The organism is Lentzea guizhouensis (assembly GCF_001701025.1).
GTDB classification, from domain to species: domain Bacteria; phylum Actinomycetota; class Actinomycetes; order Mycobacteriales; family Pseudonocardiaceae; genus Lentzea; species Lentzea guizhouensis.
Genome location: NZ_CP016793.1, coordinates 9,654,079 through 9,678,178, shown reverse-complemented (window position 1 = coordinate 9,678,178; position 24,100 = coordinate 9,654,079). Strand labels below are relative to the sequence as shown.

The 24,100-nt window shown below is 71.7% G+C and carries 28 protein-coding genes and 1 pseudogene; 25 read left to right on the top strand and 4 right to left on the bottom strand.

Going from position 1 to position 24,100, the window contains the following annotated elements:
* Positions 1 to 214: 214 nt before the first annotated feature.
* The 16 genes and pseudogenes from mihF to BBK82_RS45800 all read left to right on the top strand — a co-directional run.
* On the top strand, positions 215 to 532 hold the full coding sequence (gene mihF / locus BBK82_RS45870) for an integration host factor, actinobacterial type (RefSeq protein ID WP_053733390.1): 318 nt from the start codon (positions 215 to 217) through the stop codon (positions 530 to 532).
* Entirely contained in the window at positions 529 to 1,125 is a 597-nt protein-coding gene (gene gmk / locus BBK82_RS45865) for a guanylate kinase (RefSeq protein ID WP_065920512.1), read from the top strand. Before mihF ends, gmk begins: the two co-directional genes overlap by 4 nt.
* Before the next feature lie 3 nt (positions 1,126 to 1,128).
* Positions 1,129 to 1,407: a DNA-directed RNA polymerase subunit omega gene (rpoZ, locus tag BBK82_RS45860; protein WP_045313812.1), complete on the top strand. Its 279-nt coding sequence runs from the start codon at positions 1,129 to 1,131 to the stop codon at positions 1,405 to 1,407.
* 223 nt (positions 1,408 to 1,630) lie between these two features.
* Positions 1,631 to 2,839 carry a bifunctional phosphopantothenoylcysteine decarboxylase/phosphopantothenate--cysteine ligase CoaBC gene (gene coaBC, locus BBK82_RS45855; protein WP_065921898.1) on the top strand — a complete coding sequence of 403 codons (1,209 nt, stop codon included), beginning with the start codon at positions 1,631 to 1,633 and terminating at the stop codon, positions 2,837 to 2,839.
* Positions 2,840 to 2,880: 41 nt separating this feature from the next.
* Positions 2,881 to 4,083 carry a methionine adenosyltransferase gene (metK, locus tag BBK82_RS45850; RefSeq protein WP_065920511.1) on the top strand — a complete coding sequence of 401 codons (1,203 nt, stop codon included), beginning with the start codon at positions 2,881 to 2,883 and terminating at the stop codon, positions 4,081 to 4,083.
* A gap of 54 nt (positions 4,084 to 4,137) precedes the next feature.
* Positions 4,138 to 4,689 carry a GrpB family protein gene (locus BBK82_RS45845; RefSeq protein ID WP_065920510.1) on the top strand — a complete coding sequence of 184 codons (552 nt, stop codon included), beginning with the start codon at positions 4,138 to 4,140 and terminating at the stop codon, positions 4,687 to 4,689.
* 121 nt (positions 4,690 to 4,810) lie between these two features.
* Positions 4,811 to 5,215 (top strand): hypothetical protein, encoded by a 405-nt coding sequence (locus tag BBK82_RS45840; protein WP_065920509.1) that lies wholly within the window; start codon positions 4,811 to 4,813, stop codon positions 5,213 to 5,215.
* 57 nt (positions 5,216 to 5,272) lie between these two features.
* Positions 5,273 to 5,650, top strand: coding sequence for a hypothetical protein (locus tag BBK82_RS45835; RefSeq protein WP_065920508.1), 378 nt, complete (start codon positions 5,273 to 5,275; stop codon positions 5,648 to 5,650).
* 650 nt (positions 5,651 to 6,300) lie between these two features.
* Complete coding sequence (locus BBK82_RS45825; protein WP_154697895.1) at positions 6,301 to 6,774, top strand: AfsR/SARP family transcriptional regulator; 474 nt, start codon at positions 6,301 to 6,303, stop codon at positions 6,772 to 6,774.
* Positions 6,749 to 6,877, top strand: coding sequence for a hypothetical protein (locus BBK82_RS55965; RefSeq protein WP_257785419.1), 129 nt, complete (start codon positions 6,749 to 6,751; stop codon positions 6,875 to 6,877). Before BBK82_RS45825 ends, BBK82_RS55965 begins: the two co-directional genes overlap by 26 nt.
* Positions 6,874 to 7,101 carry a hypothetical protein gene (locus BBK82_RS51340; RefSeq protein WP_154697894.1) on the top strand — a complete coding sequence of 76 codons (228 nt, stop codon included), beginning with the start codon at positions 6,874 to 6,876 and terminating at the stop codon, positions 7,099 to 7,101. Before BBK82_RS55965 ends, BBK82_RS51340 begins: the two co-directional genes overlap by 4 nt.
* A gap of 303 nt (positions 7,102 to 7,404) precedes the next feature.
* Positions 7,405 to 9,327, top strand: coding sequence for a phosphocholine-specific phospholipase C (locus tag BBK82_RS45815; protein ID WP_237047949.1), 1,923 nt, complete (start codon positions 7,405 to 7,407; stop codon positions 9,325 to 9,327).
* Positions 9,328 to 9,338: 11 nt separating this feature from the next.
* Positions 9,339 to 10,580, top strand: a complete 1,242-nt coding sequence (locus BBK82_RS45810) for a hypothetical protein (protein ID WP_065920503.1) — start codon at positions 9,339 to 9,341, stop codon at positions 10,578 to 10,580.
* A 29-nt stretch (positions 10,581 to 10,609) separates the two neighbouring features.
* Complete coding sequence (locus tag BBK82_RS57160) at positions 10,610 to 10,768, top strand: hypothetical protein (protein ID WP_179953741.1); 159 nt, start codon at positions 10,610 to 10,612, stop codon at positions 10,766 to 10,768.
* Positions 10,726 to 11,082, top strand: coding sequence for a primosomal protein N' family DNA-binding protein (locus BBK82_RS57155; RefSeq protein ID WP_179953857.1), 357 nt, complete (start codon positions 10,726 to 10,728; stop codon positions 11,080 to 11,082). Before BBK82_RS57160 ends, BBK82_RS57155 begins: the two co-directional genes overlap by 43 nt.
* 216 nt (positions 11,083 to 11,298) lie before the next feature.
* Positions 11,299 to 12,938 (top strand): annotated as a pseudogene (locus tag BBK82_RS45800) (primosome assembly protein PriA); the annotation flags it as partial.
* A gap of 43 nt (positions 12,939 to 12,981) precedes the next feature.
* Here the strand turns inward: BBK82_RS45800 and BBK82_RS45795 are convergent.
* Positions 12,982 to 13,449, bottom strand: a complete 468-nt coding sequence (locus BBK82_RS45795; RefSeq protein WP_154697893.1) for a hypothetical protein — start codon at positions 13,447 to 13,449, stop codon at positions 12,982 to 12,984.
* Between the two features lie 65 nt (positions 13,450 to 13,514).
* Here BBK82_RS45795 and ggt point away from each other — a divergent pair, with 65 nt between their 5' ends.
* Positions 13,515 to 15,293, top strand: coding sequence for a gamma-glutamyltransferase (gene ggt, locus BBK82_RS45790; protein WP_065921897.1), 1,779 nt, complete (start codon positions 13,515 to 13,517; stop codon positions 15,291 to 15,293).
* 96 nt (positions 15,294 to 15,389) lie between these two features.
* Positions 15,390 to 15,587 (top strand): hypothetical protein, encoded by a 198-nt coding sequence (locus BBK82_RS51330; protein ID WP_154697892.1) that lies wholly within the window; start codon positions 15,390 to 15,392, stop codon positions 15,585 to 15,587.
* Here BBK82_RS51330 and BBK82_RS45785 read toward each other — a convergent pair whose 3' ends face one another.
* Both BBK82_RS45785 and BBK82_RS45780 read right to left on the bottom strand, forming a co-directional pair.
* Positions 15,588 to 16,733, bottom strand: coding sequence for a hypothetical protein (locus BBK82_RS45785; RefSeq protein WP_065920500.1), 1,146 nt, complete (start codon positions 16,731 to 16,733; stop codon positions 15,588 to 15,590).
* Positions 16,733 to 17,335: an RNA polymerase sigma factor gene (locus BBK82_RS45780; RefSeq protein ID WP_418287475.1), complete on the bottom strand. Its 603-nt coding sequence runs from the start codon at positions 17,333 to 17,335 to the stop codon at positions 16,733 to 16,735. The genes BBK82_RS45785 and BBK82_RS45780 overlap by 1 nt, the downstream gene beginning before the upstream one ends.
* Positions 17,336 to 17,455: 120 nt before the next feature.
* On the opposite strand from BBK82_RS45780, the gene BBK82_RS51325 reads away from it, so the two are divergent.
* From BBK82_RS51325 to BBK82_RS45765, 4 genes are all read left to right on the top strand, one after another.
* Positions 17,456 to 17,614, top strand: a complete 159-nt coding sequence (locus BBK82_RS51325) for a hypothetical protein (protein WP_154697891.1) — start codon at positions 17,456 to 17,458, stop codon at positions 17,612 to 17,614.
* Positions 17,615 to 17,661: 47 nt separating this feature from the next.
* Positions 17,662 to 18,210, top strand: a complete 549-nt coding sequence (gene def / locus BBK82_RS45775) for a peptide deformylase (protein WP_065920499.1) — start codon at positions 17,662 to 17,664, stop codon at positions 18,208 to 18,210.
* Between the two features lie 2 nt (positions 18,211 to 18,212).
* A complete protein-coding gene (fmt, locus tag BBK82_RS45770; protein ID WP_065920498.1) occupies positions 18,213 to 19,139 on the top strand; it encodes a methionyl-tRNA formyltransferase in 927 nt (308 codons plus the stop codon).
* A 133-nt stretch (positions 19,140 to 19,272) separates the two neighbouring features.
* Complete coding sequence (locus BBK82_RS45765; protein ID WP_071812818.1) at positions 19,273 to 20,709, top strand: RsmB/NOP family class I SAM-dependent RNA methyltransferase; 1,437 nt, start codon at positions 19,273 to 19,275, stop codon at positions 20,707 to 20,709.
* A 109-nt stretch (positions 20,710 to 20,818) separates the two neighbouring features.
* Here the strand turns inward: BBK82_RS45765 and BBK82_RS45760 are convergent, their stop codons facing one another.
* Positions 20,819 to 21,814, bottom strand: coding sequence for a YncE family protein (locus BBK82_RS45760; RefSeq protein WP_065920496.1), 996 nt, complete (start codon positions 21,812 to 21,814; stop codon positions 20,819 to 20,821).
* Between the two features lie 88 nt (positions 21,815 to 21,902).
* Here BBK82_RS45760 and BBK82_RS45755 point away from each other — a divergent pair, with 88 nt between their 5' ends.
* The 3 genes from BBK82_RS45755 to ribD are packed head-to-tail and all read left to right on the top strand — an operon-like array spanning position 21,903 to position 24,093.
* The gene (locus tag BBK82_RS45755) at positions 21,903 to 22,403 is read left to right on the top strand and encodes a flavoprotein (protein WP_065921895.1); all 501 of its coding nucleotides are present in this window, start codon (positions 21,903 to 21,905) and stop codon (positions 22,401 to 22,403) included.
* Positions 22,404 to 22,429: 26 nt separating this feature from the next.
* Entirely contained in the window at positions 22,430 to 23,095 is a 666-nt protein-coding gene (rpe, locus tag BBK82_RS45750; protein ID WP_065921893.1) for a ribulose-phosphate 3-epimerase, read from the top strand.
* Positions 23,096 to 23,109: 14 nt separating this feature from the next.
* Positions 23,110 to 24,093: a bifunctional diaminohydroxyphosphoribosylaminopyrimidine deaminase/5-amino-6-(5-phosphoribosylamino)uracil reductase RibD gene (gene ribD / locus BBK82_RS45745; RefSeq protein ID WP_065921894.1), complete on the top strand. Its 984-nt coding sequence runs from the start codon at positions 23,110 to 23,112 to the stop codon at positions 24,091 to 24,093.
* Positions 24,094 to 24,100: the final 7 nt, after the last annotated feature.

Below are 24,100 nucleotides of genomic sequence, written 5' to 3'. Positions count from 1 at the left end.
CCCGCTGGTCACCGGCCTCATAGCACACCCAGGGTGTGCGACGAGTTGCCGGTGGCGGTGATCAGGCCGCCGGAGGGTGTTGGTACTACTACCACCCGCCGCATCACAGATGACCGCTGAAGATTTACCTGACTGGGTCACGTTGTCCCCAGGCAATTGCGGTCGGTACGGTCGCGGCACCGATCCGAAAAGAATCCACACCACGGAGGAAATCGTGGCTCTTCCCCAGCTTACCGAGGAGCAGCGGGCCGCAGCGCTGGAGAAGGCTGCTGCCGCTCGTCGCGCTCGGGCTGAGCTCAAGGAGCGCCTCAAGCGCGGCGGCACGACCCTGACGGACGTGCTCAAGGCCGCCGAGAGCGACGAGGTCCTGGGCAAGATGAAGGTGTCCGCCCTGCTGGAGGCCCTGCCGGGCGTCGGCAAGGTGCGTGCGCAGCAGATCATGGAGCGTCTCGAGATCGCTCCGAGCCGTCGTCTGCGTGGCCTGGGCGACCGCCAGCGCAAGGCGCTCCTCACCGAGTTCAGCGGCGAGTGAGTGACTTCGAGCCGGGGACGGGCGTCGTCCGTCCCCGGCTCACCGTCTTGTCCGGGCCGTCGGGCGTCGGCAAGTCCAGCGTGTTGGCGGAGCTGCGCAGGCAGCAGCCCGACATCTACTTCAGCGTCTCGGTGACCACCAGGAAGCCGAGGCCGGGTGAGACCGACGGGGTGCACTACCACTTCGTCGACCGCGAGAAGTTCCAGCAGATGATCCACGCGGGCGAGTTCCTCGAACACGCGGAATTCGCCGGTAACTGCTACGGAACTCCCCGCAGGCCGGTCGAGGAGGCTCTTGCCGCCGGACGACCGGCCCTGCTGGAGATCGAACTGCAGGGCGCCCGGCAGGTCCGGGTCGCCATGCCGCGAGCCCAGCTCGTGATGCTCGCCCCGCCTTCGTGGGAGCACCTGGTGGACCGGCTCACCGGCCGGGGCACCGAGCACCCGGAGGTCGTCGAGCGCAGGCTTGCCATCGCCCGCGAGGAGCTGGCAGCCGAAAAAGAGTTCGACGAGGTCGTCGTGAACGCCGACGTGCAATCGGCCGCGGCCGACTTGCTATCCTTGATGGTCGGACCACGAATCTCAGGAGTTTGACGAGTGATCACCCACACCGAGCTCGGTCACCTGACCGGTTCCCCGGAGGGCATCACCAACCCGCCGATCGACGACCTGCTTGAGCAGGTGAGCTCGAAGTACGCGTTGGTGATCTACGCCGCGAAGCGTGCCCGCCAGATCAACGACTACTACGCGCAGCTCGGCGAGGGCCTGCTCGAGTACGTCGGCCCGCTCGTCGAGCCGGGCCCGCGTGAGAAGCCCCTGTCGATCGCGCTCCGCGAGATCCACGCCGGCCTTCTCGAGCACACCGAAGGCGAGTAGAAGGCTCTGGGAGGGGTCTGTCTGCGGAAAGCGCAGACCGATGTCGCCTTCTAGTGTCTTGTGGGGGCCGAGCCCCCACACCCCACACCGGGGGCAAGCCCCCGGACCCCCAGCGGGGTCCCTCCCTCATGAGGCGTGACCTCGTCGGTCGTCCGTCTCAGGAGAGTTCTTGACTGCCGCTGTGAATGGCTCTGCTGGCTCTGATGCCCCCGCAAAGCCCCGGATCGTTCTCGGGGTTGGCGGGGGCATCGCCGCGTACAAGGCCTGTGAGGTGCTGCGGCGGTTGACCGAGTCCGGTCACTCGGTGCGCGTCGTGCCCACCGAGGGGGCGCTCAAGTTCGTCGGCGCCGCCACGTTCGAGGCGTTGTCCGGGCAGGTCGTGTCCGCGGACCCGTTCGACGACGTGCACGAGGTCCCGCACGTCAAGCTCGGGCAGAACGCCGACCTCGTGGTGGTAGCGCCCGCGACGGCGAACCTCATCGCGAAGGCCGCCCATGGGCTGGCCGACGACCTGCTGACGAACACGCTGCTCACCGCGCGCTGCCCGGTGCTGCTGGTGCCCGCGATGCACACCGAGATGTGGGAGCACCCGGCCACCCGGCACAACGTTGCGCTGCTGCGCTCGCGTGGCGTGGTCGTCGCCGAACCCGCGAGCGGCCGGCTGACCGGCAAGGACACCGGCAAGGGCCGCCTGTCCGACCCCGCCGAGATCGTCGAGCTGGCCCGGTTGCTGCTGGCCAGTGCCGACGCGTTGCCGCGCTCGCTGGAGGGCGTGCACGTCGCGATCTCCGCCGGCGGCACCCGCGAGGCACTCGATCCGGTGCGGTTCATCGGCAACCGCTCGTCCGGCAAGCAGGGCTACGCGCTCGCGCGGGTGGCCGCCCAGCGCGGTGCGCGAGTGACGTTGGTCGCGGGCAACACCGCCGACCTGGTCACCCCGGCCGGGGTCGACCTGGTCCGGATCGGCTCGGCAGTGGAGCTGCGCGACGCCATGCACAAGATCGCGGCGGACGCGGACGTGGTCGTGATGGCCGCCGCGGTGGCCGACTTCCGGCCGGTGTCGCTGACCGGTCACAAGATCAAGAAGACCGACGCGGAGCCGGACCCGATCGCGTTGACGAAGAACCCCGACATCCTGAAAGAGCTCGTTTCCGCACGTCGGGACGGCCAGGTGATCGTCGGGTTCGCCGCGGAGACGGGTGACGAGACGACGTCCGTGCTCGACTACGGCAGGGCGAAGCTGCGCCGCAAGGGCTGTGACCTCCTGGTGGTGAACGCGGTCGGCGACGGCAAGGCGTTCGAGCAGGAGGACAACGCCGGGTGGCTGCTGTCCGCCGACGGCGCCGAGGCCGCTATCCCACACGGGTCGAAGGCGCAACTGGCGTCCGCGGTGTGGGACGCAGTTACCGATCGCTTGACCCGTTCTCAGTAGACTTTTATCGCACTTTCGACCCAGCCTCATAAGGAGTGTCCGTGAGCCAGCACAGCAGCAGGCTGTTCACCAGCGAGTCGGTGACCGAGGGACACCCGGACAAGATCTGTGACGCGATCAGCGACTCGATCCTGGACGCGCTGCTCTCCAAGGACCCGCGTTCGCGCGTGGCCGTGGAGACGCTGATCACCACCGGCCAGGTGCACGTGGCCGGCGAGGTCACGACCGAGGCATACGCGGACATCCCCACGATCGTCCGCGAGAAGGTCCTGGAGATCGGCTACGACTCGTCGGCCAAGGGCTTCGACGGCACCTCCTGCGGCGTGAACGTCGCCATCGGCTCGCAGTCCCCCGACATCGCGCAGGGCGTCGACACGGCGTTCGAGGAGCGGGTCGAGGGCGCCGCCGACGAGATCGACAAGCAGGGCGCCGGCGACCAGGGCCTGATGTTCGGCTACGCGTGCACCGACACGCCCGAGCTCATGCCGCTGCCGATCGCGCTGGCCCACCGCCTGTCCCGCCGCCTGACCGCGGTCCGCAAGGACGGCACCGTCCCGTACCTGCGTCCCGACGGCAAGACCCAGGTCACCATCGAGTACGCGGGCGACCAGCCGGTGCGCCTCGACACGGTCGTCGTCTCCACCCAGCACGCCGACGGCATCGACCTCGAGAAGCTCCTCGGCGTCGACATCCGCAACCACGTCGTGCAGCCGGAGATCGACGCCCTGGGCCTCGACACCACGAACGTCCGCCTGCTGACGAACCCGACCGGCCGCTTCGTCATCGGTGGCCCCATGGGTGACGCGGGCCTGACCGGCCGCAAGATCATCGTCGACACCTACGGCGGCATGGCCCGCCACGGCGGCGGCGCCTTCTCCGGCAAGGACCCGTCGAAGGTCGACCGCTCCGCCGCCTACGCCATGCGCTGGGTCGCGAAGAACACCGTCGCCGCCGGCCTCGCCACCCGCGTCGAGGTCCAGGTCGCCTACGCCATCGGCAAGGCGGCCCCCGTCGGCCTCTTCGTCGAGACCTTCGGCACCGAGACCGTCGACCCGCAGAAGATCCAGCAGGCCATCACCGAGGTCTTCGACCTCCGCCCGGCCGCCATCATCCGCGACCTCGACCTGCTCCGCCCGATCTACGCCCCGACCGCCGCGTACGGCCACTTCGGCCGCACCGACATCGCGCTGCCCTGGGAGTCGACCGACCGCGCCGACGCCCTGCGCGCAGCGGCCGGCGCCTGATCCAACCCGCCTCCCCATTCGGGAGGCGGGTCGTGTCCCATCACCGTGGGCTCGATGACCCCCGACATCCCCGCGTGGGCCCGTGAACGGGCCGAGGTGCGTCCCCACGACCCGCAGTGGTCCGTGCGCGCCCGCGCTGAACGTACCCACCTCGCCGACCTGCTCGCACCGTGGCTGGTCGACGGGGTGGAACACGTCGGGTCGACCGCGGTGCCCGGCCTTGCCGCCAAGCCGGTGGTGGACCTCATGGCCTCGGTCACCGACCCGGACGCCGTCGTCACCGGCGCGGCGCTCGCCGAGGCGGGCTGGTCGTACGTGCCGCCAGAGCTGGACGGCCGGCCGTGGCGCCGCTTCTTCGTCAAACCCGACGCCTCCGGGCAACGGCGCGCGGCCCACCTGCACGTCATCCAAGCCGGGCACCCGCGGTGGACCGACCAGCTCCGGTTCCGCGACGCGCTGCGCGGCGACGCACGGCTCGCACGGGAGTATGAGGACCTCAAACGCCGGTTGTCCGCGAACAGCGGGCACGACCGCGAGGCGTACACGGAAGGCAAAACGGCGTTCGTGGCGCGCGTTCTGGACGCTGCCCCTCCCGGCCGTTCGTGATCGCCGCGAACTGTCAGACCCCCTGAGTACGGTGTGCAGAAGGGGCGCTCAACTCGGGGGGACCCCTGCGCCAGCCTGACCACGCGGCGTATTTTCCGTCCCCGAACCGTCCCCGCCACCCGTGGGCGACACGAACACGACCGGCCTGCACGCCGTACCGCAGCCACTCGATGTCGAGCTGCCCCGCCTGCGCTTCGTCGACCGGCAGCGCACCCGGTGGTCGCGGCCGGTCACGCTGGTCGTCGCGGGTGCGGGTTTCGGCAAGACGACGGCGATCATCGACGCTCTCGCGCTGAGATCGGACACGGCACCCGGCGCGCGTGATGTGGTTGCGGCACTCAGGCAGCGTGCACCGCTTGATGTGTGCGTTCACCTCGACGACGTGCATGAGATCCCTGACGATTCGCCGGGCGCGATGATGCTGGGGGCGGTCGTGCGCGCGTTGCCGGACACAGCGCATTTGGTGCTTTCTGGCCGAGGGGTTCCGACCTTCCGTTGGCCAGGAGGGAGGCGGCTGGGCAGATAGCCACTATCGGGGACGAAGACCTGGCGTTCACCGACGCGGAAACGGCTGCCGGAACCCGTGGAGACCGTGTTGGCCGCGCTCACCACGCTCGGGTGCGCGACCGAGGACGAGCTCGCCGCCGTCACGGGGACGTTCACCGACCTCGACGAGCTCGTGCGCTGGGTGCCGTTGGTCACGCGGCTCGACGACGGCCGGTACCGCGCGCACGACCTGTGGGCCGACCCGGTGGCGAGGAGTGTGCCGCGCGAACGAATCGCGGCCATGCGGTCCAAGGCGGTGGACGTGCTGTGCGCGCGGCGAGCTGGCCGGTGCGGGACGGATCGCCTGCTGAGCAGGCGATTGGCGTCTGCTGGCCACGCTCGCGGTGGAGCTGGTGCGCACGACGTTGTCGATGTTGCCGTAGACGACGGCACGGCGATGCGGCCGCGGGCGTGACGCTGCTGAGCTCGCGGAACGTCCGTTGGCTGACGACCTCGCGCGGCGCCATGCCGCAGCAGCACGCTGGTTCGACGGCGAACCCGTGCAGTTTCATGGGGACGATGTGGACACCACGGCGCGTGGAGAGTTCGTGGCTCGTGCGTTGCACACGGTCATTGCGGCGTCCTTAGGCGAAACCAACGCCGAACTGCCGTGCGGTGATCCCTCCGAGAAAGACAACCCACGCGACGCGGTCCTGGCATTTGCGGCACAGGCTGCAGTGGCTGTCATGCGCGGAGAGGAGGACAACGCGCGCGATGTCTACAAACGGCATCTGGCCAAGTGGCCGATCGAGGGCAAAGTCGCCGAACGGCACCTGCGGCGGTTCCTGGCGCTGGGCTACGTGCTCAGCGACGAGCTCAGGAAACGCTGGGACGCCACGGATCTCGGCCCGTCGCACCGCAAGGCGCGGTCGGCCGCGAAAGCGTTGGTGCGAGCCAGGTCCGGCGACCTGAGTCACGCGGCCCAGCTGCCGGAGGCGCACGCGTTGTGCTTCCTGCCGTTGCCGTGGTCGGTCGAGCTGGCCACCAGGTTGGCGGCCACCGGGTCCACGCGGCTGGGCGGCTGGCTGGCCGATCACGTCGGAACGCCGGTGCACCGCAAGCTGCGTGAGCTCACCCGCGACCCGAGCTGGCGGCCGGTGCGGCACGACTGCGGGCCGCCGTGCCCACACCGCCGCACCACCCGGTCGGATCGAGGTGATCGGGCCGATGCGGGTGACCCGCAACGGTGTCGCGACCGACCGGCCGGAGCTGCGGCGGGTGCGGGTCCGGCAGCTGCTGGTGCTGCGGCCGGTGCTCAGCCGGGACCAGGTGGTGGACCTGCTGTGGCCGGGACTCGAACCGGCGAGTGCCGCGCGGAACCTGCGGGTCACGACGACGCACCTGCGCCGGTTGCCGGAGCCGGACCGCGCTGGCGGCGAGGCGAGCTACTGCGTGCGCAGCGACGCCGACGCGATCCGGTTGGTGCGCGGCGGGATGCTGACCGCGGACCTGTGGTCGTTGCACGAGCTGACCGACGCCGACCAGCTCGCCCAAGCCGTCGCGCTGTGGCGGGGTGGAGCCGCTCACCGACCTGGCTGAGCTGTGCGACGCAGAGATCGCCGACGTGCGCGCACGGCCCGTGCGCAACCTGCTGACGTTGGGAGAGCTCAGGCTCGTCGCCGCGGACCCGGTCGAGGCGTGACGGCTGACCGACGGCGCGCTCACGCTCGAACCGTTCGAGCCGCGGCCCACCGCCTGGCGCTGGCCGCCGCGCTGCGCGCACGGAACCCGCAGAGGACGCTGCGGACCCGTGCGCGCGTGCTGGACTCGTTGCGGCAGCTCGGAGTCGCCCGACCCGGCCACGGCGATGCTTCTGCGGCAGGTCACACGCAGCTGACCGGGTTCTCCGTCGACGACGGGCAGTAGTCGAAAGGGCTGCCGACCATCACGTCCGGCCCGGGCCGCCGAAGATCGTGCCCGATCCGGCGATCGTGGGCACGGCGTTGTCGCAGACGGCCTGGGCCGGTCTGTTCTGGAACGCCGGCGGCACGTCGTCGGCGTGGGGCGGCGCCGATGACGGTGTCCGTGTGGTGCTGAGGACAAGGGTCGCGACCGGGCGTTGCCCGAACGCCAACCGCAACTCGCGGGCCTTTGTTCATGTACGGGTGGGTTCCGCTTTACGTCGCCAGGCTAGAAACTCCGTTCATGTCGCTCTCTCGTCGTGGGTTCATGGCTGCCGCCGTCGCTGCTGCCTCCGGCACGCTGCTGCCGCCGTCGGTGTACGCCGCGCTCGCTCGCGAACCGCGCTCGGGAGGGTTGCGCGCGATCAAGCACGTGGTGCTGCTGATGCAGGAGAACCGCTCGTTCGACCACTACTACGGGTCGCTGCGCGGGGTGCGCGGGTTCTCCGACCGCAATGCCTTGAAGGGCGTGTTCAACCAGACCGGGGTGCTGCCGTTCCCGGTCCGCGAGGCCGCCTCTGGACGCGACATCCAGTACATCGGTGACCTCGACCACAGCTGGAACGGGGGTCACGCGGCCCTGCGCGGTGGCTGGAACGACAACTGGGTGCCCGCGAAGACGGCCGCCACCATGGCGTTCTACACGCGCCAGGACATCCCGTTCCACTACGAGCTCGCCGACACGTTCACGCTGTGCGACGCCTACCACTGCTCGGTGCCGACCTCGACCTCGCCGAACCGCAACTACTGGGTGTCCGGCTACACCGGCTACGAGCCCAACGGCACGCGGGCGACCGGCAACGCGGCCTACGCCGAGGACACCCACGCCGGCTACACCTGGAAGACCTACCCGGAACGCCTGGAGGCGGCCGGGAAGTCGTGGCGGGTGTACCAGGAGTGGGACAACTTCCAGGACAACAACCTGGAGTTCTTCGTGCGGTTCAAGGAGATCGCGCGCAAGGTGCTGCCGGCCGGGTTCAAGTCGCTGGACAAGCTCTACGGCACCGGCGACCCCGCGTTGATCGGCGCGATCGACCTGTCGAAGCTGACGCCGGCCGAGAAGTCGCTGTACGACAGGGGCTTGCAGCGGGTGCGGCCGGGCGGGCTGGGGGAGGCGTTCCGCGCGGACGTGAGCTCCGGCTCGTTGCCCGCCGTGTCGTACTTGGTGCCGTCGTCGGTGGACTCCGAGCACCCCGGCGCGTCGTCACCCGCCGCCTCGGCCTCGATCACCTACCAGGTGCTGGACGCGCTGGCCTCCAACCAGGAGGTGTGGGAGTCGACGGTCCTGTTCATCACCTACGACGAGAACGACGGGTTCTACGACCACGTGCCGCCGCCGCGCCCGCCGTTGTCCGTCACCGACGAGTACGTGGGCGACAAGCCGCTGGGGTTGGGCACCCGTGTGCCGATGACCGTCGTCTCGCCGTGGTCGGTCGGCGGGTACGTGTGTTCGCAGGTGTTCGACCACACGTCGATGACGCAGTTCCTGGAGAAGTGGACCGGTGTGCGGTCGGAGGAGATCTCCGCGTGGCGCCGGACCGTGTCGGGTGACCTGACCTCGGCGTTCGACTTCGACCGCCGCCGCACCTGGCCCGAGGTCGGCGAGCCCGCGCCCGTGCCGCCCGCCACGCCGCGCTGGCGACCCGCGCCGCCGTCCGAGCAGAAGATGCCGGAGCAGGAAGCAGGACGCCGCCGTGCGCGCGCGTTGCCCTATCAGCCCGATGCGTCGCTTCGCGGTTCACGGCTGGAGATGTCCAACACGGGTTCCGCGTCCGTGCACCTCGCGTTGTACCCGTACTCGGCCCAGTTCGCGCTGCCGCAGCACTTCGACGTGGCCCGCGCGGCGTCGGTGGAGCTGCCCGGCGACCACGACCTGGTGCTGCTCGGGCCGAACGGGTTCCGCCGTGAGTTCGCCGGCTCTGCGTCTGACAGTGCGCGCGTGTCGTCGTCGGTGCGCGGATACAGCCGTGTGCTCACGTTGACGTTCGAGAACTCCGGGCGTTCGCGGCTGACGTTCGTGCTGGGGCGGCGGCGGATCGTGGTGCGGCCCGGCCACCGGCACGTGATCCCGTGGCTGACCGTGATGAACTCCGGCTGGTACGACCTGACCGTCACGGTGGAGGAGGAGCCGCGGTTCCGCCGTCGTCTGTGCGGTCACATCGAGAACGGCCAGGAGTCGATCTCCGGCTAACGTCTCCGTCCGTGGAGATCGCGGGGGACGAGGTCGAGGCATCCGAGATCCGGCGGCTGGTGGTCGAGGCGGACCAGCTGGACCCGGCCGGGCTGCGGGTGAGCGGGGCGCGGATCGTCGGGCAGCTCGACCTGTCCGACGTGGTGGCGAAACGGCCGTTGGTGCTGCGGGACTGCGTTTCCGAGCTGCCGGTGGTGCTCGACCGGGCGCAGTTCACGGTGCTGGACCTGCGCGGGCTCGTGGCACCGTCGGTCAGCGGGGTGCGGATCACCATCGAGCACGACGTGTCGCTGAGCGGCGCGAAGCTGACGGCGCCGTCCCAGGAGATCGCGCTCGACCTGCGCGGGCTGCGGGTGGGCGGCAGCGTCTACCTGAACGAGGGGTTCAGCGCGGTCGGCTCGGTGGTGCTGAGCAGCGGCAGGATCGGCGCGGTGCTGGACTGCCGCGGCTCACGGGTGCGCAGCACCGGCAGGGGAGCCGCGCTGCAGGGCGTGGACCTGCAGGTCGGTGACGCGGCCTTCCTGTCGCACGGGTTCACCGCCGTCGGGGAGGGTGAGCACGCGGCGGTGCGGATGCGAGGCGCGCGGATCGACGGGCAGCTGATCCTGCGCGAGGGCAGGCTCGTCGGACCGAGGGCGCTGGACCTGCGGCACGCGCGGGTGGGCAAGGACCTGCTGATGCCGTTCGCGGGCATCGAAGGCGCCGTGCAGCTCGACGGACTCGTGTACGAGGGCCTGCCGCGCGACGCCACTGTGGACGAATGGCTGACCCTGCTGGCGACCCGCACCCCGGACTACTCGACGCAGCCGTGGGTCCAGCTCGCCGCCGCGCACTCCGCGGCGGGCAACGAACGCGACGCACGCCGGATCAGGGTCGCCCAGCAGCGCGACCTGCGCCGCCGCGGCCGGCTCTCCCGCTGGGGCCGCACCTGGCACCTCGTCACCGCGATCACCGTCGGCCACGGCTACCGCCCGGCGCTGGCCCTGGTGTGGCTCGCCGGCGTGCTCGCGGTGTCGGTGGCGGTGGTCCTGCTCTCGGGTGCCGTGCGCTGCTCGACCGTCGAACAGGTCGGCTACGCGTTGAACGTCGCAACGCCCCTGGTCAAGGTCGACGCGGCGCGCTGCACCGTGGACTCCGGCTCCGCCGCCGGCCAGGCCGTGCTCGCCTCCACCTGGCTGCTGCAGGTCCTGGCCTGGGCGTTCGCCACCCTGTTCGTGGCGGGTTTCACCGGTTTGGTCCGCCGCAACGCGTGACTGTCAGACCCGTCTGATAGACCAGAGGCATGAGCACGAAGACCGGAGCACGCCGCGGGGAGCGCGTCCCCGCCGACACGCTGCCGGTCGCGCGCATCGTCGTGGACGTCCCGCTCGCCCACCTCGACCGCCCTTCGACGGCTACCTGCTGGAGCGGGTCGCCACCACCGAGTACGAGAAGAAGCTGACGTTCATCGAGAAGGTCGTGTCGCCGGAACCGGTGCTGGCACCGGAGATCGCGGCACTGGCCCGCGCCGTCGCCGACCGGTACGCGGGCGGGATGATCGACGTGCTGCGGCTGGCGATCCCACCAGGCCCGCGCGAGGCCGCCGCCGGGGAGCCGGCACCGCTGCCGCAGGACCCGGCGGGTGGGGCTGTCGACCGCGGTGGAGGACTCGCCGGGGGGCGCACCCGACGGCACCGATGCGAACGGGGAAGTGAGCGCAGAGACCGCCACCGCAGCGGACACGGCCGAACCTGCCGCGCCCACCGGCACCGCTGAGCCTGACTCGCCTGCCACCGCTGCCGACGCGCTGCCGATGGCCCTGCCGTGCCACCGCAGCCGTGCGCCACCGCCGTGGTGGCGTGCCTGGCGCCGCTGCCGGGTCCGCCGCCGCCGATGACGGCACGCCTGGCGCCCTGTCACGCTGCTGCCGTGCCTGCCACCGCCGCTGACGGCGCGTCTGACGCCGCTGCTGTGTCCGCCACCGCCGTGTCCGCCGTCGCCGCGAACGCCGCTGCTGTGTCCGCTCCTGTGTCCGCTGATGCCGCCCCCACTGCTGTCGCGCCTGCGCGGTCCCAGCTCCCTCCCGTGCCCGCCGACGCCTGGTCCCGTTACCCGCGCGGTCCCAAGTACCTCGAAGCCCTGCGCACCGGGAAGCCCGCGCACGCCGTGTGGCAGGCGTTGCCGTCGGAGGACTGGCCCGCGCGGCTCGCGGAGGCGGCGGCGTCGGTGGCGTCCACCGGGCGTGGTGTGGTGATCGTGGTGCCCGACCACCGGGACGTGGCGCGGGTGTTCGAGGCGTGCAGTGCGCTGATCGAGGGCGTGGTGACGCTGTCGGCGGACCTGGGGCCGTCGGAGCGGTACAAGCGGTGGCTCGCGGTGCGGCGCGGGGTGGCGCGGGTGGTGGTGGGCACGCGGGCGACGGCGTTCGCGCCTGTGGTGGACCCTGGGTTGCTGGTGGTGTGGGACGACGGGGACGACCTGCACGCCGAGCCGCGGGCGCCGTATCCGAACGTGCGGGACGTGTTGGTGCAGCGCGCGCACATGAACGGTGCGGCGCTGCTGATCGGTGGGTTCGCTCGCACGGCCGAGGCCCAACTGCTCGTGGAGACGGGGTGGGCGCACGAGATCGTGGCGTCGCGGGAGACGCTTCGTGCCATTGCACCGCGGGTGGTGTCGGTGGGCGACAACGAGTGGCAGGACGTGAAGGACCCGGCGGCGCGCACGGCGCGGTTGCCGTCCATCGCGTTCGAGGCGGCGCGGTTCGCCCTGGCCGACTCGCCGGTGCTGATCCAGGTGCCGCGCCGGGGGTACGTGCCGGCGTTGGCGTGCGGGCAGTGCCGTGGGCCCGCGCGGTGCCGCAAGTGTGCCGGGCCGCTGGCGTTGCCGGGTGGCACGCAGGACGGGCTGCCGAAGCCGCGCACTGCCGGTGGTGTGCGGCGACGGAGCCGGGTTCCGGTGTCCGACGTGCGGGTCGCGGCGGTTGCGGGGCAGGTCATCGGGGCCCGGCGGACGGCGGAGGAGCTGGGCGGGCCCGGGATCGCGGTGCGCACGAGCGGCGCGGACGAGGTGCTGACCAGGGTGCCGGGGCCGTCGCTGGTGGTGGCCACGCCGGGGGCCGAACCGTGGCCGACGGCGGGTACGGGGCGGTGCTGCTGCTCGACGGTGGGCGTTGCTCGGGGGCCGACCTGCGGGCGTCCGAGGAGGCGTTGCGGCGGTGGATGACGGCCGCCGGGCTGGTGCGCCCAGGCAACGGGCGGGTCGTCGTGATCGCCGACTCGGCGCTGACACCCGTGCAGGCGCTGGTGCGGTGGGACCCGGTGTGGCACGCGACGACCGAGCTGGCCGCGCGCACCGAGCTGGGCTTCCCGCCCGCGGTGCGGATGGCGACGGTCGACGGCACGCCGGACGCGGTCAACGCCCTGCTGGACGAGCTCAGGTTGCCGCCGTCCGGTGAGGTCCTCGGACCGGTGCCGGTGGGCGACGACGACACGAAGGAACGTGCGCTCGTGCGCGTCGCACGGGCAGAAGGACGGGCGTTGGCCGCAGTGCTGGCGGAGGCACAGGCCGTGCGCACGGCACGCAAGGAACAGGAGCTCGTGCGGATCAAGCTCGACCCGCTCGAGGTGCTCTGAGCGGTCCTGGACGGTCCACAGTGGATCGCCCAGGACCGCGCGGTCAGCCCTCGTGGTACGTGCGCAGGGCGGCGAGGTGCTCGCGGACGTCCTCGTCGGTCAGCTTCTCGTAGCCGAGGTACTCGGACATGTACGCCATCAGGTCGTGGCGCTCCGGGTGGTCCTCGGCCGCGATCACGTGCGCGGTCGTGCCCGCGATGCCCGCCGGGAACAGCAGGAAGCCGTCCAGGCCCGCCATGGTGTCGAAGGAGGCGTTCTTGGCCTCCCACAGCGTCCACACGTCCTCTTCGCGCCCGCACTCGGCGAGCAGCAGCGCGGCCAGGCCCATCGCCTCGCTCACGCCCCAGCCCTCGCGGTGCGCGGCGGTCTCCTGGGCGAGCAGGTGGCGCAGCAGGTCCGCGTCCCGCGGGCGGCGGTCGCGCAGGAGCAGCTGCAACGCCTCCTCGCGGTCGGCCTCGTCCAGGTCGGCGGTCGCGAAGTCCGTTCGCAAGCGGTCAAGATCGATCGACACCACCGCACCTTAGGCCTTCCTCAAGGGGTGTTGCTATCCGGCCGGAACGGAGTAGAAGAGTGCGCATGTTGCGAACGGTTGCCGCACTATCGCTCTCCGTCGTACTGGTCGCGCCCGCACCGGCACTCGCCGCGGGCTCGGCGGACCCCGCCCCGAGGGTGCCAGAACAGGTCGGCTGGGGTGGCGCGGTGTCCAGCGTCGACCCGGACGCCTCGCAGATCGGCGTCGACGTGCTGCGCCGCGGTGGCAACGCCGTGGACGCCGCTGTCGCCACCGCCGCCGCGCTCGGTGTGACCGACCCGTTCTCCGCGGGCATCGGTGGCGGCGGATTCTTCGTCCACTACGACGCGCGCACCCGCAGGGTGTCCACGTTGGACGGTCGCGAGACCGCCCCGCGCGCCGCCACCGACCAGCTGTTCGTCGAGAACGGCACGGCGCTGCCGTTCGCCGAGGCGATGACCAGCGGCCTGTCCGTCGGCGTCCCCGGCACGCCGAAGACCTGGCAGCAGGCGTTGCGCAGGTGGGGCACGCTCAACCTGCGCGAGGCCATGGCGCCCGCGGAGGCGCTGGCCCGGCGCGGCTTCGTCGTCGACCGCACGTTCAACCAGCAGATCACCTCCAACGCCGCCCGCTTCGCCGACTTCACCTCGACCCGCGACCTCTACCTGCCCGGTGGGCAGCCGCCGGCGATCGGGTCGACGTTCCGCAACCCGCAGCTCGCCGACACCTACCGCGAGCTCGCCCGCACCGAGCTCGCCTCCCTCTACGGCGGCGCGGTCGGCCGCGACCTCGTCAAGGCCGTCCAGCAGCCGCCCGTCGTGCCCGGCTCGACCCGCAAGGTCCGCGCGGGCGCCATGGAGCTCTCCGACCTCGCCCGCTACCAGGTCGAACGCCGCGACCCCACGCACACCCGCTACCGCGGCCTCGACGTCTACGGCATGGCCGCGCCCTCGTCCGGCGGCACGACCGTCGGAGAGGCGCTGAACATCCTGGAGTCGACCGACCTCGCGAAGGCCACCGACGTCGAGTACCTGCACCGGTTCATCGAGTCGACCAAGCTCGCGTTCGCCGACCGGCTGCGCTGGGTCGGCGACCCGAAGTTCTCCCGCGTGCCGACCGAGGGCCTGCTCTCGCAGCGGTTCGCCGACTCCCGCGCGTGCCTGATCAAGCCCGGCGCCGTGCTCCCCGCACCGCAGCCGGCCGCCGACCCGCGCAACCCCGCCCCGTGCCGGGCCGACGCGGGCCTGTCGAACCTGCGCGACGACGCCGAACGGACCACGCACCTCACCGTCGCCGACCGCTGGGGCAACGTCGTCGCCTACACCCTCACCATCGAGGCGGAGGGCGGCAGCGGCATCGTCGTACCCGGCCGCGGCTTCCTGCTCAACAACGAGCTCACCGACTTCGAGTTCGTCCCGCCGACCGCCGGCGTCCCGCACCCGAACCTGCCCGGCCCCGGCAAGCGCCCGCGCTCCTCGATGTCCCCGACGATCGTGCTCGACCACGGCCGCGTCGTCCTCGCCGTCGGCTCACCCGGCGGCTCGACGATCATCACGACCGTCACCCAGGTCCTGACCTCCCGCCTGGACCGCAAGATGCCGCTGCTCGACGCCGTCGCCGCCCCGCGCGCCTCCCAGCGCAACGCCGCCGTGACGCCCGCCGAGGCCGAGTTCATCGCGGCGGCCTCCACCGCGGGGCTGCAGGCCATCGGGCACAGGTTCAGCCAGAACGCCGAGATCGGCGCGGTCACCGCGGTCGAACGGGCCTCCGACGGCCGCTGGCGCGCCGTGGCCGAACCGACCCGCCGCGGTGGTGGTGCGGCGCGGGTGGTGAAGGTGGGCTGACCTGACCTGACCTGACCTGACCTGACCTGATCTGACCTGCACCTGGCGGCAGCACCTCGGAGCGACCTACTTCGAGGTGCTGCCGTCGATGCGTTCGTGGACGAAGACGTGGTCGAGGTCCTTGCCGGCGAGCGCACGGCGGGCCTGCGCCATCTCCGCGACGAGCGCGGCGTGCTCGGCCTCCGCCCGGCCCAGCAGGGTGAGGTTCGACGGTGGTGCCGACGCGGTGGCCAGCTCGGCGCCGAGGAACGGTTCGGCCGGGATGTCGGGGCGGTCCAGGTCATGCGGCCATGATCACGTGAGCGACCCCGTGTAGATGACCGAGTTGTCCGCGTCCCGCACCACCCCCATGAGAACGCCTGTGACCAGGTTGCCCGTGTCGGCATCGATGCGCGTCAGCGAGCCGGAGAGCTCCGCCGCGAAGAAACCGTCGACGACGGGCACGGTCACTCTCGGGACACCGAGGGCGTCGATCTCGATGAAGCGGCCGTTGGGGTGGGCGTATCCGGCGATCAGCTGGCGGCCCGCGCCGCCGGAGATGTTCAGGACGCCGGTGAGCCGGGGCCGTTCGGACGTGGTGTTGACGGTGAAGGTGCCGAACCCGGTGTCGCTGCTGCCGTGGCAGACGCCGTACCGGTCGGGGTGGCCGTCCTGCCTGGCCACGACCACACCGGTCGGCCCGTCGTCGAAGCCCGCCGCCACGACCGGCCGCCAGCCGGGTGCGGTGGCCAGTGGTGCGGTGGCCGCGGCGCCGTCCAGGCAGCGGGCCAGGCGGTTGTCGAGCGTGGCGGGGTCGCTGTCGCCGCTCTCGAAGCTGTCGGTGCCGCTGGAGCGGGGTGGGGTCGCGTCCGGCGGCAACGGCACGAACCGGTCGTCGAACACCAGCTGGGTGATGGCGAGCTTGCTCGGGAAGTAGGCGACGAAGAAGTCGGGCGTGGTCACGGAGTCCTTGGAGCCGCGGCTGTAGCTGCTGGTGGACTCGCGGGCACGAGTGCTCAGCGCGCCGAGCGGCGGGATGCCGGCGATGAAGTTGTCGGACACGTAGGCGACCGTGCCCGCCTCCAGCCGGACCGGTGCGACGGCCGGGTTCACCACGTGTGCCCTCGACCTCGTCAGCTCGCAGAAGCGCGAGTCGGCGCCGATCAGCACCTTGCGGCTGTCGAACACGACCATCTCGGTGGAGCGCCAGCCACCGTCACCCAGTGCGGCACGGCAGCGGGCGAGGTCGAGCTCCGACGGCGCGGTGACACGGTCGTGGGCGGGGTCGGCCGAGTCGCTCGTGGTCTGCGTGACGGCGACACCGCCCGCGATCAGCAGTGCGACACCGGCGGCCACGGCGAGCGGGGTGTGGTTGCGGCGCGGTGCCCCGGTGAAGGCCGGCCGCATCCGTTCCTTGACCTCGACCGGCAGTGCGCGGCGAGGTGGCAGGTCGATCGTCATCACTGCACCTCCGGGGTGTCTTGGGGAAGCTCCTTGCGCAGCCGGGCACGGGCGCGGGAGATGCGCGACCGCACGCTCACCTCGGCGACGCCCAGCACCTCGGCGGCCTCGGCGACCGGCACCTCGCCCAGCAGGACGAGCTCGACGGCCTCGCGTTCGGCGCGGGGGAGCCTGGCGACCGCGGCCAGCACGGTGCGCAGGCGGTCCTCGTGGTCCAGGCCGGAGACGACGTCCTCGGCGTGGTCGCGCTGCACGTCATGGCGCGGCACGCGGTGCAGCAGCCGGGTGAACCGCGACTGCCTGCGGAACTCCGAACGCGCCAGGTTGCCCGCGACGGTGAACAGCCACGGCAACGCGCTGTCGCGCACCAGGGTCATCTCGTCGCGGCGGCGCCAGGCCGTCAGGAACGTGGCGGACGTCAGGTCCTCCGCCGTGGACCAGGACGCGGTCAACCGGTACGCGTGGTTCCACACGGCCTCGGCATAGCGGTCGTAGAGCTCCCCGAAGGCGTGCTCGTCGCCCCGCTCCCACAGCTCGGCGTCCCGCGGTGGCTCGTCCGGCACCGCGGCCGCCCCCTCCCAGCGCTGTCGCATCAGCCTCATGACCTGGAGGTGTCCACCTCCCGGCCGAGTGTTGCACCGGATCTTCCTACTTCAGGCTGACGGCAGCTCGATACCGCCAGCCGATGTCCGCTGACCTGCGCGAACGGCACAGTTGACACCATGACGACGACCACCGTGCACCACCGCCCGACCGCCATCGCCGCCCACGTCGACCTCAAGGCGCTCTTCCGCCCCGTGCTGACGGCGCTGAGGTTCACCGGCCACTTCCTGCTGGCGCTGGTGAGCGTGATCTTCCTCGGCAGCGCCGCCGAGCACTGACCGCGTTCCTCGTAGACTGACCGCCAGTCCACCACGAGGAGCACCGCGTGACCGTCCAACCCATCCGTCTGTTCGGCGATCCTGTGCTGCGCACCCCCGCCGTCGAGGTCACCGACTTCGACAAGGAACTGCGCACCCTGGTCAAGGACCTGTGGGACTCGATGCAGGACGCGGGCGGAGCAGGACTCGCGGCGCCGCAGCTGGGTGTGGGGCTGCGCGTGTTCACCTACCACTGCGACGGCTTCGCGGGACACCTCGTCAACCCGACCTGGGAGGTCGTCGGCGAGGAGACGCAGGAGGGCCCGGAGGGCTGCCTGTCGATCCCCGGCATGTCGTGGGACTGCAAGCGGCACCTGCACGTCGTGGCCAAGGGCTGGAACATGCACGGCGAGCCGATCGAGGTCGAGGGCACCGAGACCCTGGCCCGCTGCATCCAGCACGAGACCGACCACCTCGACGGCGTGCTGTTCCTGGACCGCCTCGACACCGAGACGCGCAAGAAGGCGATGCGGGAAATCCGGCAGTCCGACTGGTTCGACGGTAGCGTGCCCACCCTGAAGCAGAGCCCGCACCCACTCTTCGGCAGGGCCAACTGACCATGCGTCTCGTGTTCGCAGGTACGCCCGAGGTGGCACTCCCCTCGCTGCGCGCCTTCCTCGACTCCTCCCGCCACGACGTCGTCGCCGTCGTCACCCGCCCGGACGCCCCCGTCGGCCGCGGCCGCCGGATCGAACGCTCCCCGGTCGCCGCCCTCGCCGACGAGCACGGCATCGAGGTCCTGTCCCCGGCCAAGGCGGGCGACCCCGACTTCCTCGACCGCCTGCGCGCGCTCGAACCCGACCTCTGCCCGGTCGTGGCCTACGGCGCCCTGCTGCCCCAGCGCACCCTCGACATCCCGCGCTTCGGCTGGGTCAACCTCCACTTCTCCGTGCTGCCCGCATGGCGCGGCGCCGCACCGGTGCAGGCCTCCGTGCGCGCGGGCGACGACATCACCGGTGCCACCACCTTCCGCATCGTCAAGGAACTGGACGCGGGCCCCGTCTTCGGCGTGGTGACCGAGAAGATCCAGCCGCGCGACACCTCCGGCGACCTGCTGGGCCGCCTCTCGGTCTCCGGCGCGGAACTGCTGCTGTCCACTGTGGACGGCATCGAGGCCGGCACCCTGCGCGCCGTCGACCAGCCCACCGACGGCGTCACCTACGCCGCCAAGATCACCGTCGACGACGCGCGCCTCGACTTCGGCACGCCCGCCGTGGCGCTGGACCGCCTCGCACGCGCGGTCACCCCCGAACCGGGTCCCTGGGCGGAGTTCCGCGGCGAACGGCTGAAGCTCGGGCCCGTGACGCCGGTGGAGGACGTGACGCTGCCGGCGGGGGAGATCGTCGTGGAACGCAAGCGGGTGCTCGTGGGCACGGCGACCACCGCCGTGGCCCTCGGCGAGGTCCAGGCGCAGGGCAAGAAGCGCATGGCCGCGACCGACTGGGCCCGCGGGGTGCGCATCGAGGCCGGGGAGCGCATCGCATGAGCGCCACCGGTGCGACCGGGCCCGCCGCGAACGAGTGGCATGGGCGCGGTTGGGTTCAGTTGTGGTTCGGCACGGAGTCAGGGCGCGGTGTCCGTGCCGGAGCAGGAGAGTTCGACATGATGGAGCGCAACGCATGACCAACCACTCGCGAGGCGCCTCCAAGCCTTCCCGCCCGAGCAGGCCGCACCCGCCGCGCGGGCGCACCGGACCCGCCAGGCCACCCGTGGAGGACCCGGCGCGGCTGGCCGCGCTGGAGACGCTGCGGGCGGTGCGGCAGCGGGACGCGTACGCGAACCTGGTGCTGCCGCAGATGCTGCGCGACCGGCGCATCACCGGCCGCGACGCCGCGCTGGCCACCAAGCTCACCTACGGCTCGGCGCGGGCGCAGGGCCTGCTCGACGCCGTCATCGAGGCGTGCTCGGACCGGCCGCTGTCCGAAGTGGACGGCTCGGCGCTCGACGCGTTGCGGCTGGGCACGTACCAGCTGCTGCGCACCCGGATCCCGTCGCACGCCGCCGTCGCCTCGACCGTCGACCTCGTGCGGGCCGAGCTCGGGTCCGGCATCGCCGGGTTCGTCAACGCCGTGCTGCGCCGGGTCGCCGAACAGGACGAGGCCGCGTGGGTCGACGAGCTCGCACCCGACCCGGACACCGACCCGGTCGGCAACCTGGCCTTCACCCACGCCCACCCGCGCTGGATCGCGCAGGCGTTCGCGGAGGCCCTCGGCAGCCGCGGGGAACCGCTGAAGCTGGCCCTCGAGGCCGACGACGCACGCCCGGCCGTCCACCTGGTCGCACGCCCCGGCGAGGTGAGCGCCGACGAGCTCGCCGCGATCGTCGGCGGGGACGTGGCGCCCTACTCGCCTTACGGGGTGCACCTGGAGACCGGCGCGGGCGATCCCGGCGACCTCGAGCCCGTTCGCGAGCGTCTGGCGAACGTGCAGGACGAGGGCAGCCAGCTGTGCGCCCTGGCCTTGACGCGTGCGTCGCTGGAAGGCACCGACGACCGGTGGCTCGACCTGTGTGCCGGCCCGGGAGGCAAGGCAGCGCTGCTCGCGGCACTGGTCGGCCTGGAAGGCGGTGAGCTCATCGCCGTCGAGAAGGCACCCCACCGCGCCGAGCTCGTGCGCAAGCTCACCTCCGGCCTGCCGGTCACCGTGGAGGTGACCGACGGCCGGGAGACCGGCTTCGTCGAAGGGGCGTTCGACCGCGTTCTGGTCGACGCGCCCTGCACCGGTCTCGGTGCCCTGCGCAGGCGCCCTGAGGCGCGGTGGAGGCGCCAACCCGCCGACGTCGGCCAGCTCACCACACTGCAGCGTGAGCTCCTGACCGAGGCCCTGCGACTGGTGCGTCCAGGCGGAGTCGTGGCTTATGTCGTGTGCTCACCTCATCTTTCCGAGACCGTGGGGGTGGTGGCGGACGTCGCCCGGCGGACCGGAGCAGAACAGCTGGACACCCGGACGCTCTTCCCCGAGGTGCCGGACCTCGGGGACGGGCCGCACGTTCAACTCTGGCCACACCTGCACGGAACGGATGCCATGTTCTGCGCGGTGCTGCGACGCCCTGTTTGAGCGCTCGGGAATGACGCTAGCGACGGGGTCCGACAGTTCTGGACCCCGTCGCCCCGTTCCGCGGCACACCGGTCAGCAGTTCACCGGTTCGAGTGACGCCGCCGTTCCGTCAGGCCCTCAGCACGTGCAGCGCCGGCGCCTGACCCCACCTGTTGCCCACGGCGTACACCCAGCGGCCGCCCGGACCCCAGGCCAGGCTCGCCTGGTACAGGTCCGGCGCCTCGTAGGAGCGCGACTCCGTCAGCGAGCCGGCCGGGTACAAGCGCACGGACGGCCCGCCGTTGATGCCCGCGGCGAGTGCTCCCGTGTCCGCGCTCGTCGTGACCGCGAGCGGGTAGGGACCGGTGTTGTAGCTGCCGCGCACGGCCAGGGTGTCGCTCGTGTACGACTGGATGGCGTACGGCGCACCACTGGCCACGTGGACCTGGGCGCCGTCCCGGGAGAACTCGACGTCGGCCAGGTTGCCGCCCGCGTCACGCGACGCCTGGACGGCGAGCCCCTCACCCTCCTCGCGCAGCACCAGAAGCGAGGACGGCGACAGACTCGGCTGGCCCGCCGCCAGCAGACCGGGCCTGGCCGGCGACGTGGCCAGCTGGTGCGGGCTGTAGTGCCCGGCGACCAGGCCGGTGCGGGCGTCGGTGCCGTTGAGCGCGACCCGGCCGATGCCGCCGCCCCAAGTGGTGCAGCCGTAGCTGAAGTACAGGCGGCCGCCGGTGACGGCCAGGTCGGCCGGGCACACCTCGCCGATCGGGTAGCGGGCGCGTTCGGTCAGCGTCAGCGTGTCCACCGCGGCGACCGCGCCGTACTCGGACAGCGCGACGAACACGGTGTCGCCGTCCGGGCTCAGCGCCAGACCCGCGGCGCCGGGCAGGTTCGTCAGCTTCGTGACCACGTTGCCCGCCAGGTCCGTGACGGCGACCGCGTGATCGGTCCTGCTGCTCACGAACACGTGGCCCAGCGTCGGGTCGACCGCGATGTCCGAGAACGACGTCAGCGGCAGCGCGACAGTGCGCTGTGGCGGTTCGGCGGTCGCGGGCAGCGCCGTGGCCACCGCCAGGGCGGCCGTCATCACGGTGGCGCTCAGCCACCGGCTCCAGTTGCGCATCTTGCTCCCCTCAGTGTGCGGGCGAACACCCGCAGAAGAGGACGCTATTGGCACCGTCTGAAAGATCAGACCGCCTAACATCGCAGTGGTGACGACGCGTGGGTTGCTCGGTTTGGTCGCAAGCGGCTGCGGCGGCGTGGAGACCTGGTTCCGCACCGAGCTGGCGGAACCGGCGGCACAACGGGGCTGGCGCCTCGCCATCACCCTCACCCCGGCCGTCGTCCCGTGGTTCGAGGAAGCCGGCGAGCTCGACAGGCTGCAGCAGCTCACCGACCTGGAGATCCGCTGGCACCCCAGGTTGCCCGGCCAGCCCAAGCCCTACCCGACCCCGGACGCGTTCCTCTTCGCCCCGGCCAGCGCGAACTCGGTCGCCAAGCTCGCCCTCGGCATCGGCGACAACCAGGCCCTGACCGCCCTGAACGAGGCCATCGGCGTCGAAGGCTGCAAGGTCGTCGTCATGCCCCAGGCCAACGCCGACAAGCGCCGTCACCCGATGTGGGAGACCCACGTCACCACCCTCACCACAGCGGGTGTCGTGGTGGTCTCAGACGTGCCTCCCGGCAGGTTGCTCGACCTGCTGGACACCTAGACTCCACCCTCGTGGTCCACACGCCGATGATCGCCCCCAGCATCCTGTCCGCAGACTTCGCGCGCCTCGCCGACGAGCTCGCCGCGGTGCCCACGTCGGACTGGATCCACGTCGACGTGATGGACAACCACTTCGTGCCGAACCTGACCCTGGGCCTGCCCGTGGTCAAGTCGCTGCTCAAGGTCACCGACATCCCGGTCGACTGCCACCTGATGATCGAGGACCCGGACCGCTGGGCCGTCGAGTACGCCGAGGCGGGCGCCTACAACGTCACCGTGCACGTCGAGGCCGCCACCGACCCGGTCGCGCTCGCGAAGAACCTCAAGGCCGCCGGTGCCAAGGCCGGTCTGAGCATCAAGCCGGGCACCCCGCTGGAGCCCCACGTCGAGGTCCTCAAGCACTACGACACCCTGCTGGTGATGTCGGTCGAACCCGGCTTCGGCGGCCAGAAGTTCATGGCGGACGTGCTCGACAAGGTCCGCCAGGCCCGCCACCTCGTCGACACCGGCCACCTCAAGCTGGTCGTGGAGATCGACGGCGGCATCAACGCCGACACCATCGAGCAGGCTGCGGAGGCGGGCGTGGACTGCTTCGTCGCGGGCTCGGCCGTCTACGACGCCACCGACCCCGGCAAGGCCGTCGAGGCCCTGCGCGCCCAGGCGGCCGGGGCCCAGAGGACCGGAACGCGGTGACCCCCGAGGACGCGATGGCGCTCGCCGTCGCGGAGAGCGAGCGGGTCAGGGGCAGCACCAGCCCCAACCCGCCCGTGGGCTGCGTCGTCCTCGATGCGCACGGCCACGCGGTCGGCTTCGGCGGCACTCAGCCCGCCGGTGGCCCGCACGCCGAGGTGATGGCGCTCAAGGAAGCCGGCGTCAAGGCGCAAGGTGGCACCGCAGTCGTCACACTCGAACCGTGTGCGCACTACGGACGCACCGGACCGTGCACCGAAGCTCTGCTGGAAGCGGGCATCAAGCACGTCGTCCACGCCGTCAGCGACCCCAACCCGAGGGCCGCGGGTGGTGCGGAACGGCTGCGCAAGGCCGGCGTCACCGTCGAGAGCGGTCTGCTGGCCGACGAGGTCAGCAAAGGCCCCCTGCGTGCGTGGCTGCACTACGCGCGCACGGGCCGCCCACACGTCACGTGGAAGTACGCGGCATCGCTGGACGGCCGGATCGCCGCCCAGGACGGCACCAGCCAGTGGATCAGCTCTGAGACCTCCCGCAAGGAGGTCCACGACCTGCGCGCGAAGCTCGACGCGATCATCGTCGGCACCGGCACGGTCCGCAGCGACGACCCCGCGCTGACCGCCCGCGACGCCGACGGAATTCCGCTGCCCCGCCAGCCGTTGCCGGTGGTCGTGGGACGCAGCGACCTGCCCGTTGGAGCCAAGCTCCAGCACACCGCGCTACACCTGCGCACGCACGACCCGGACGAGGTGCTGACCGCGCTCGTCGCCGAAGGGGTGGTGGACGTGCTGCTGGAGGGTGGTCCGACGGTGGCCGGCGCGTTCCTGCGCGCGGGCAGGATCGACCGCGTGCTCGCCTACGTTGCGCCCGCACTGCTGGGGGCGGGACCCGCGGCGGTGCTGGACGCGGGCGTGTCAACCATCACGGACGCTGTCCGGCTCACCGTCGAAGACGTCACCATGAGCGGACCAGACTTGCGGATCAGCGCGGTTCCGCAAACTTAGGAGGAGC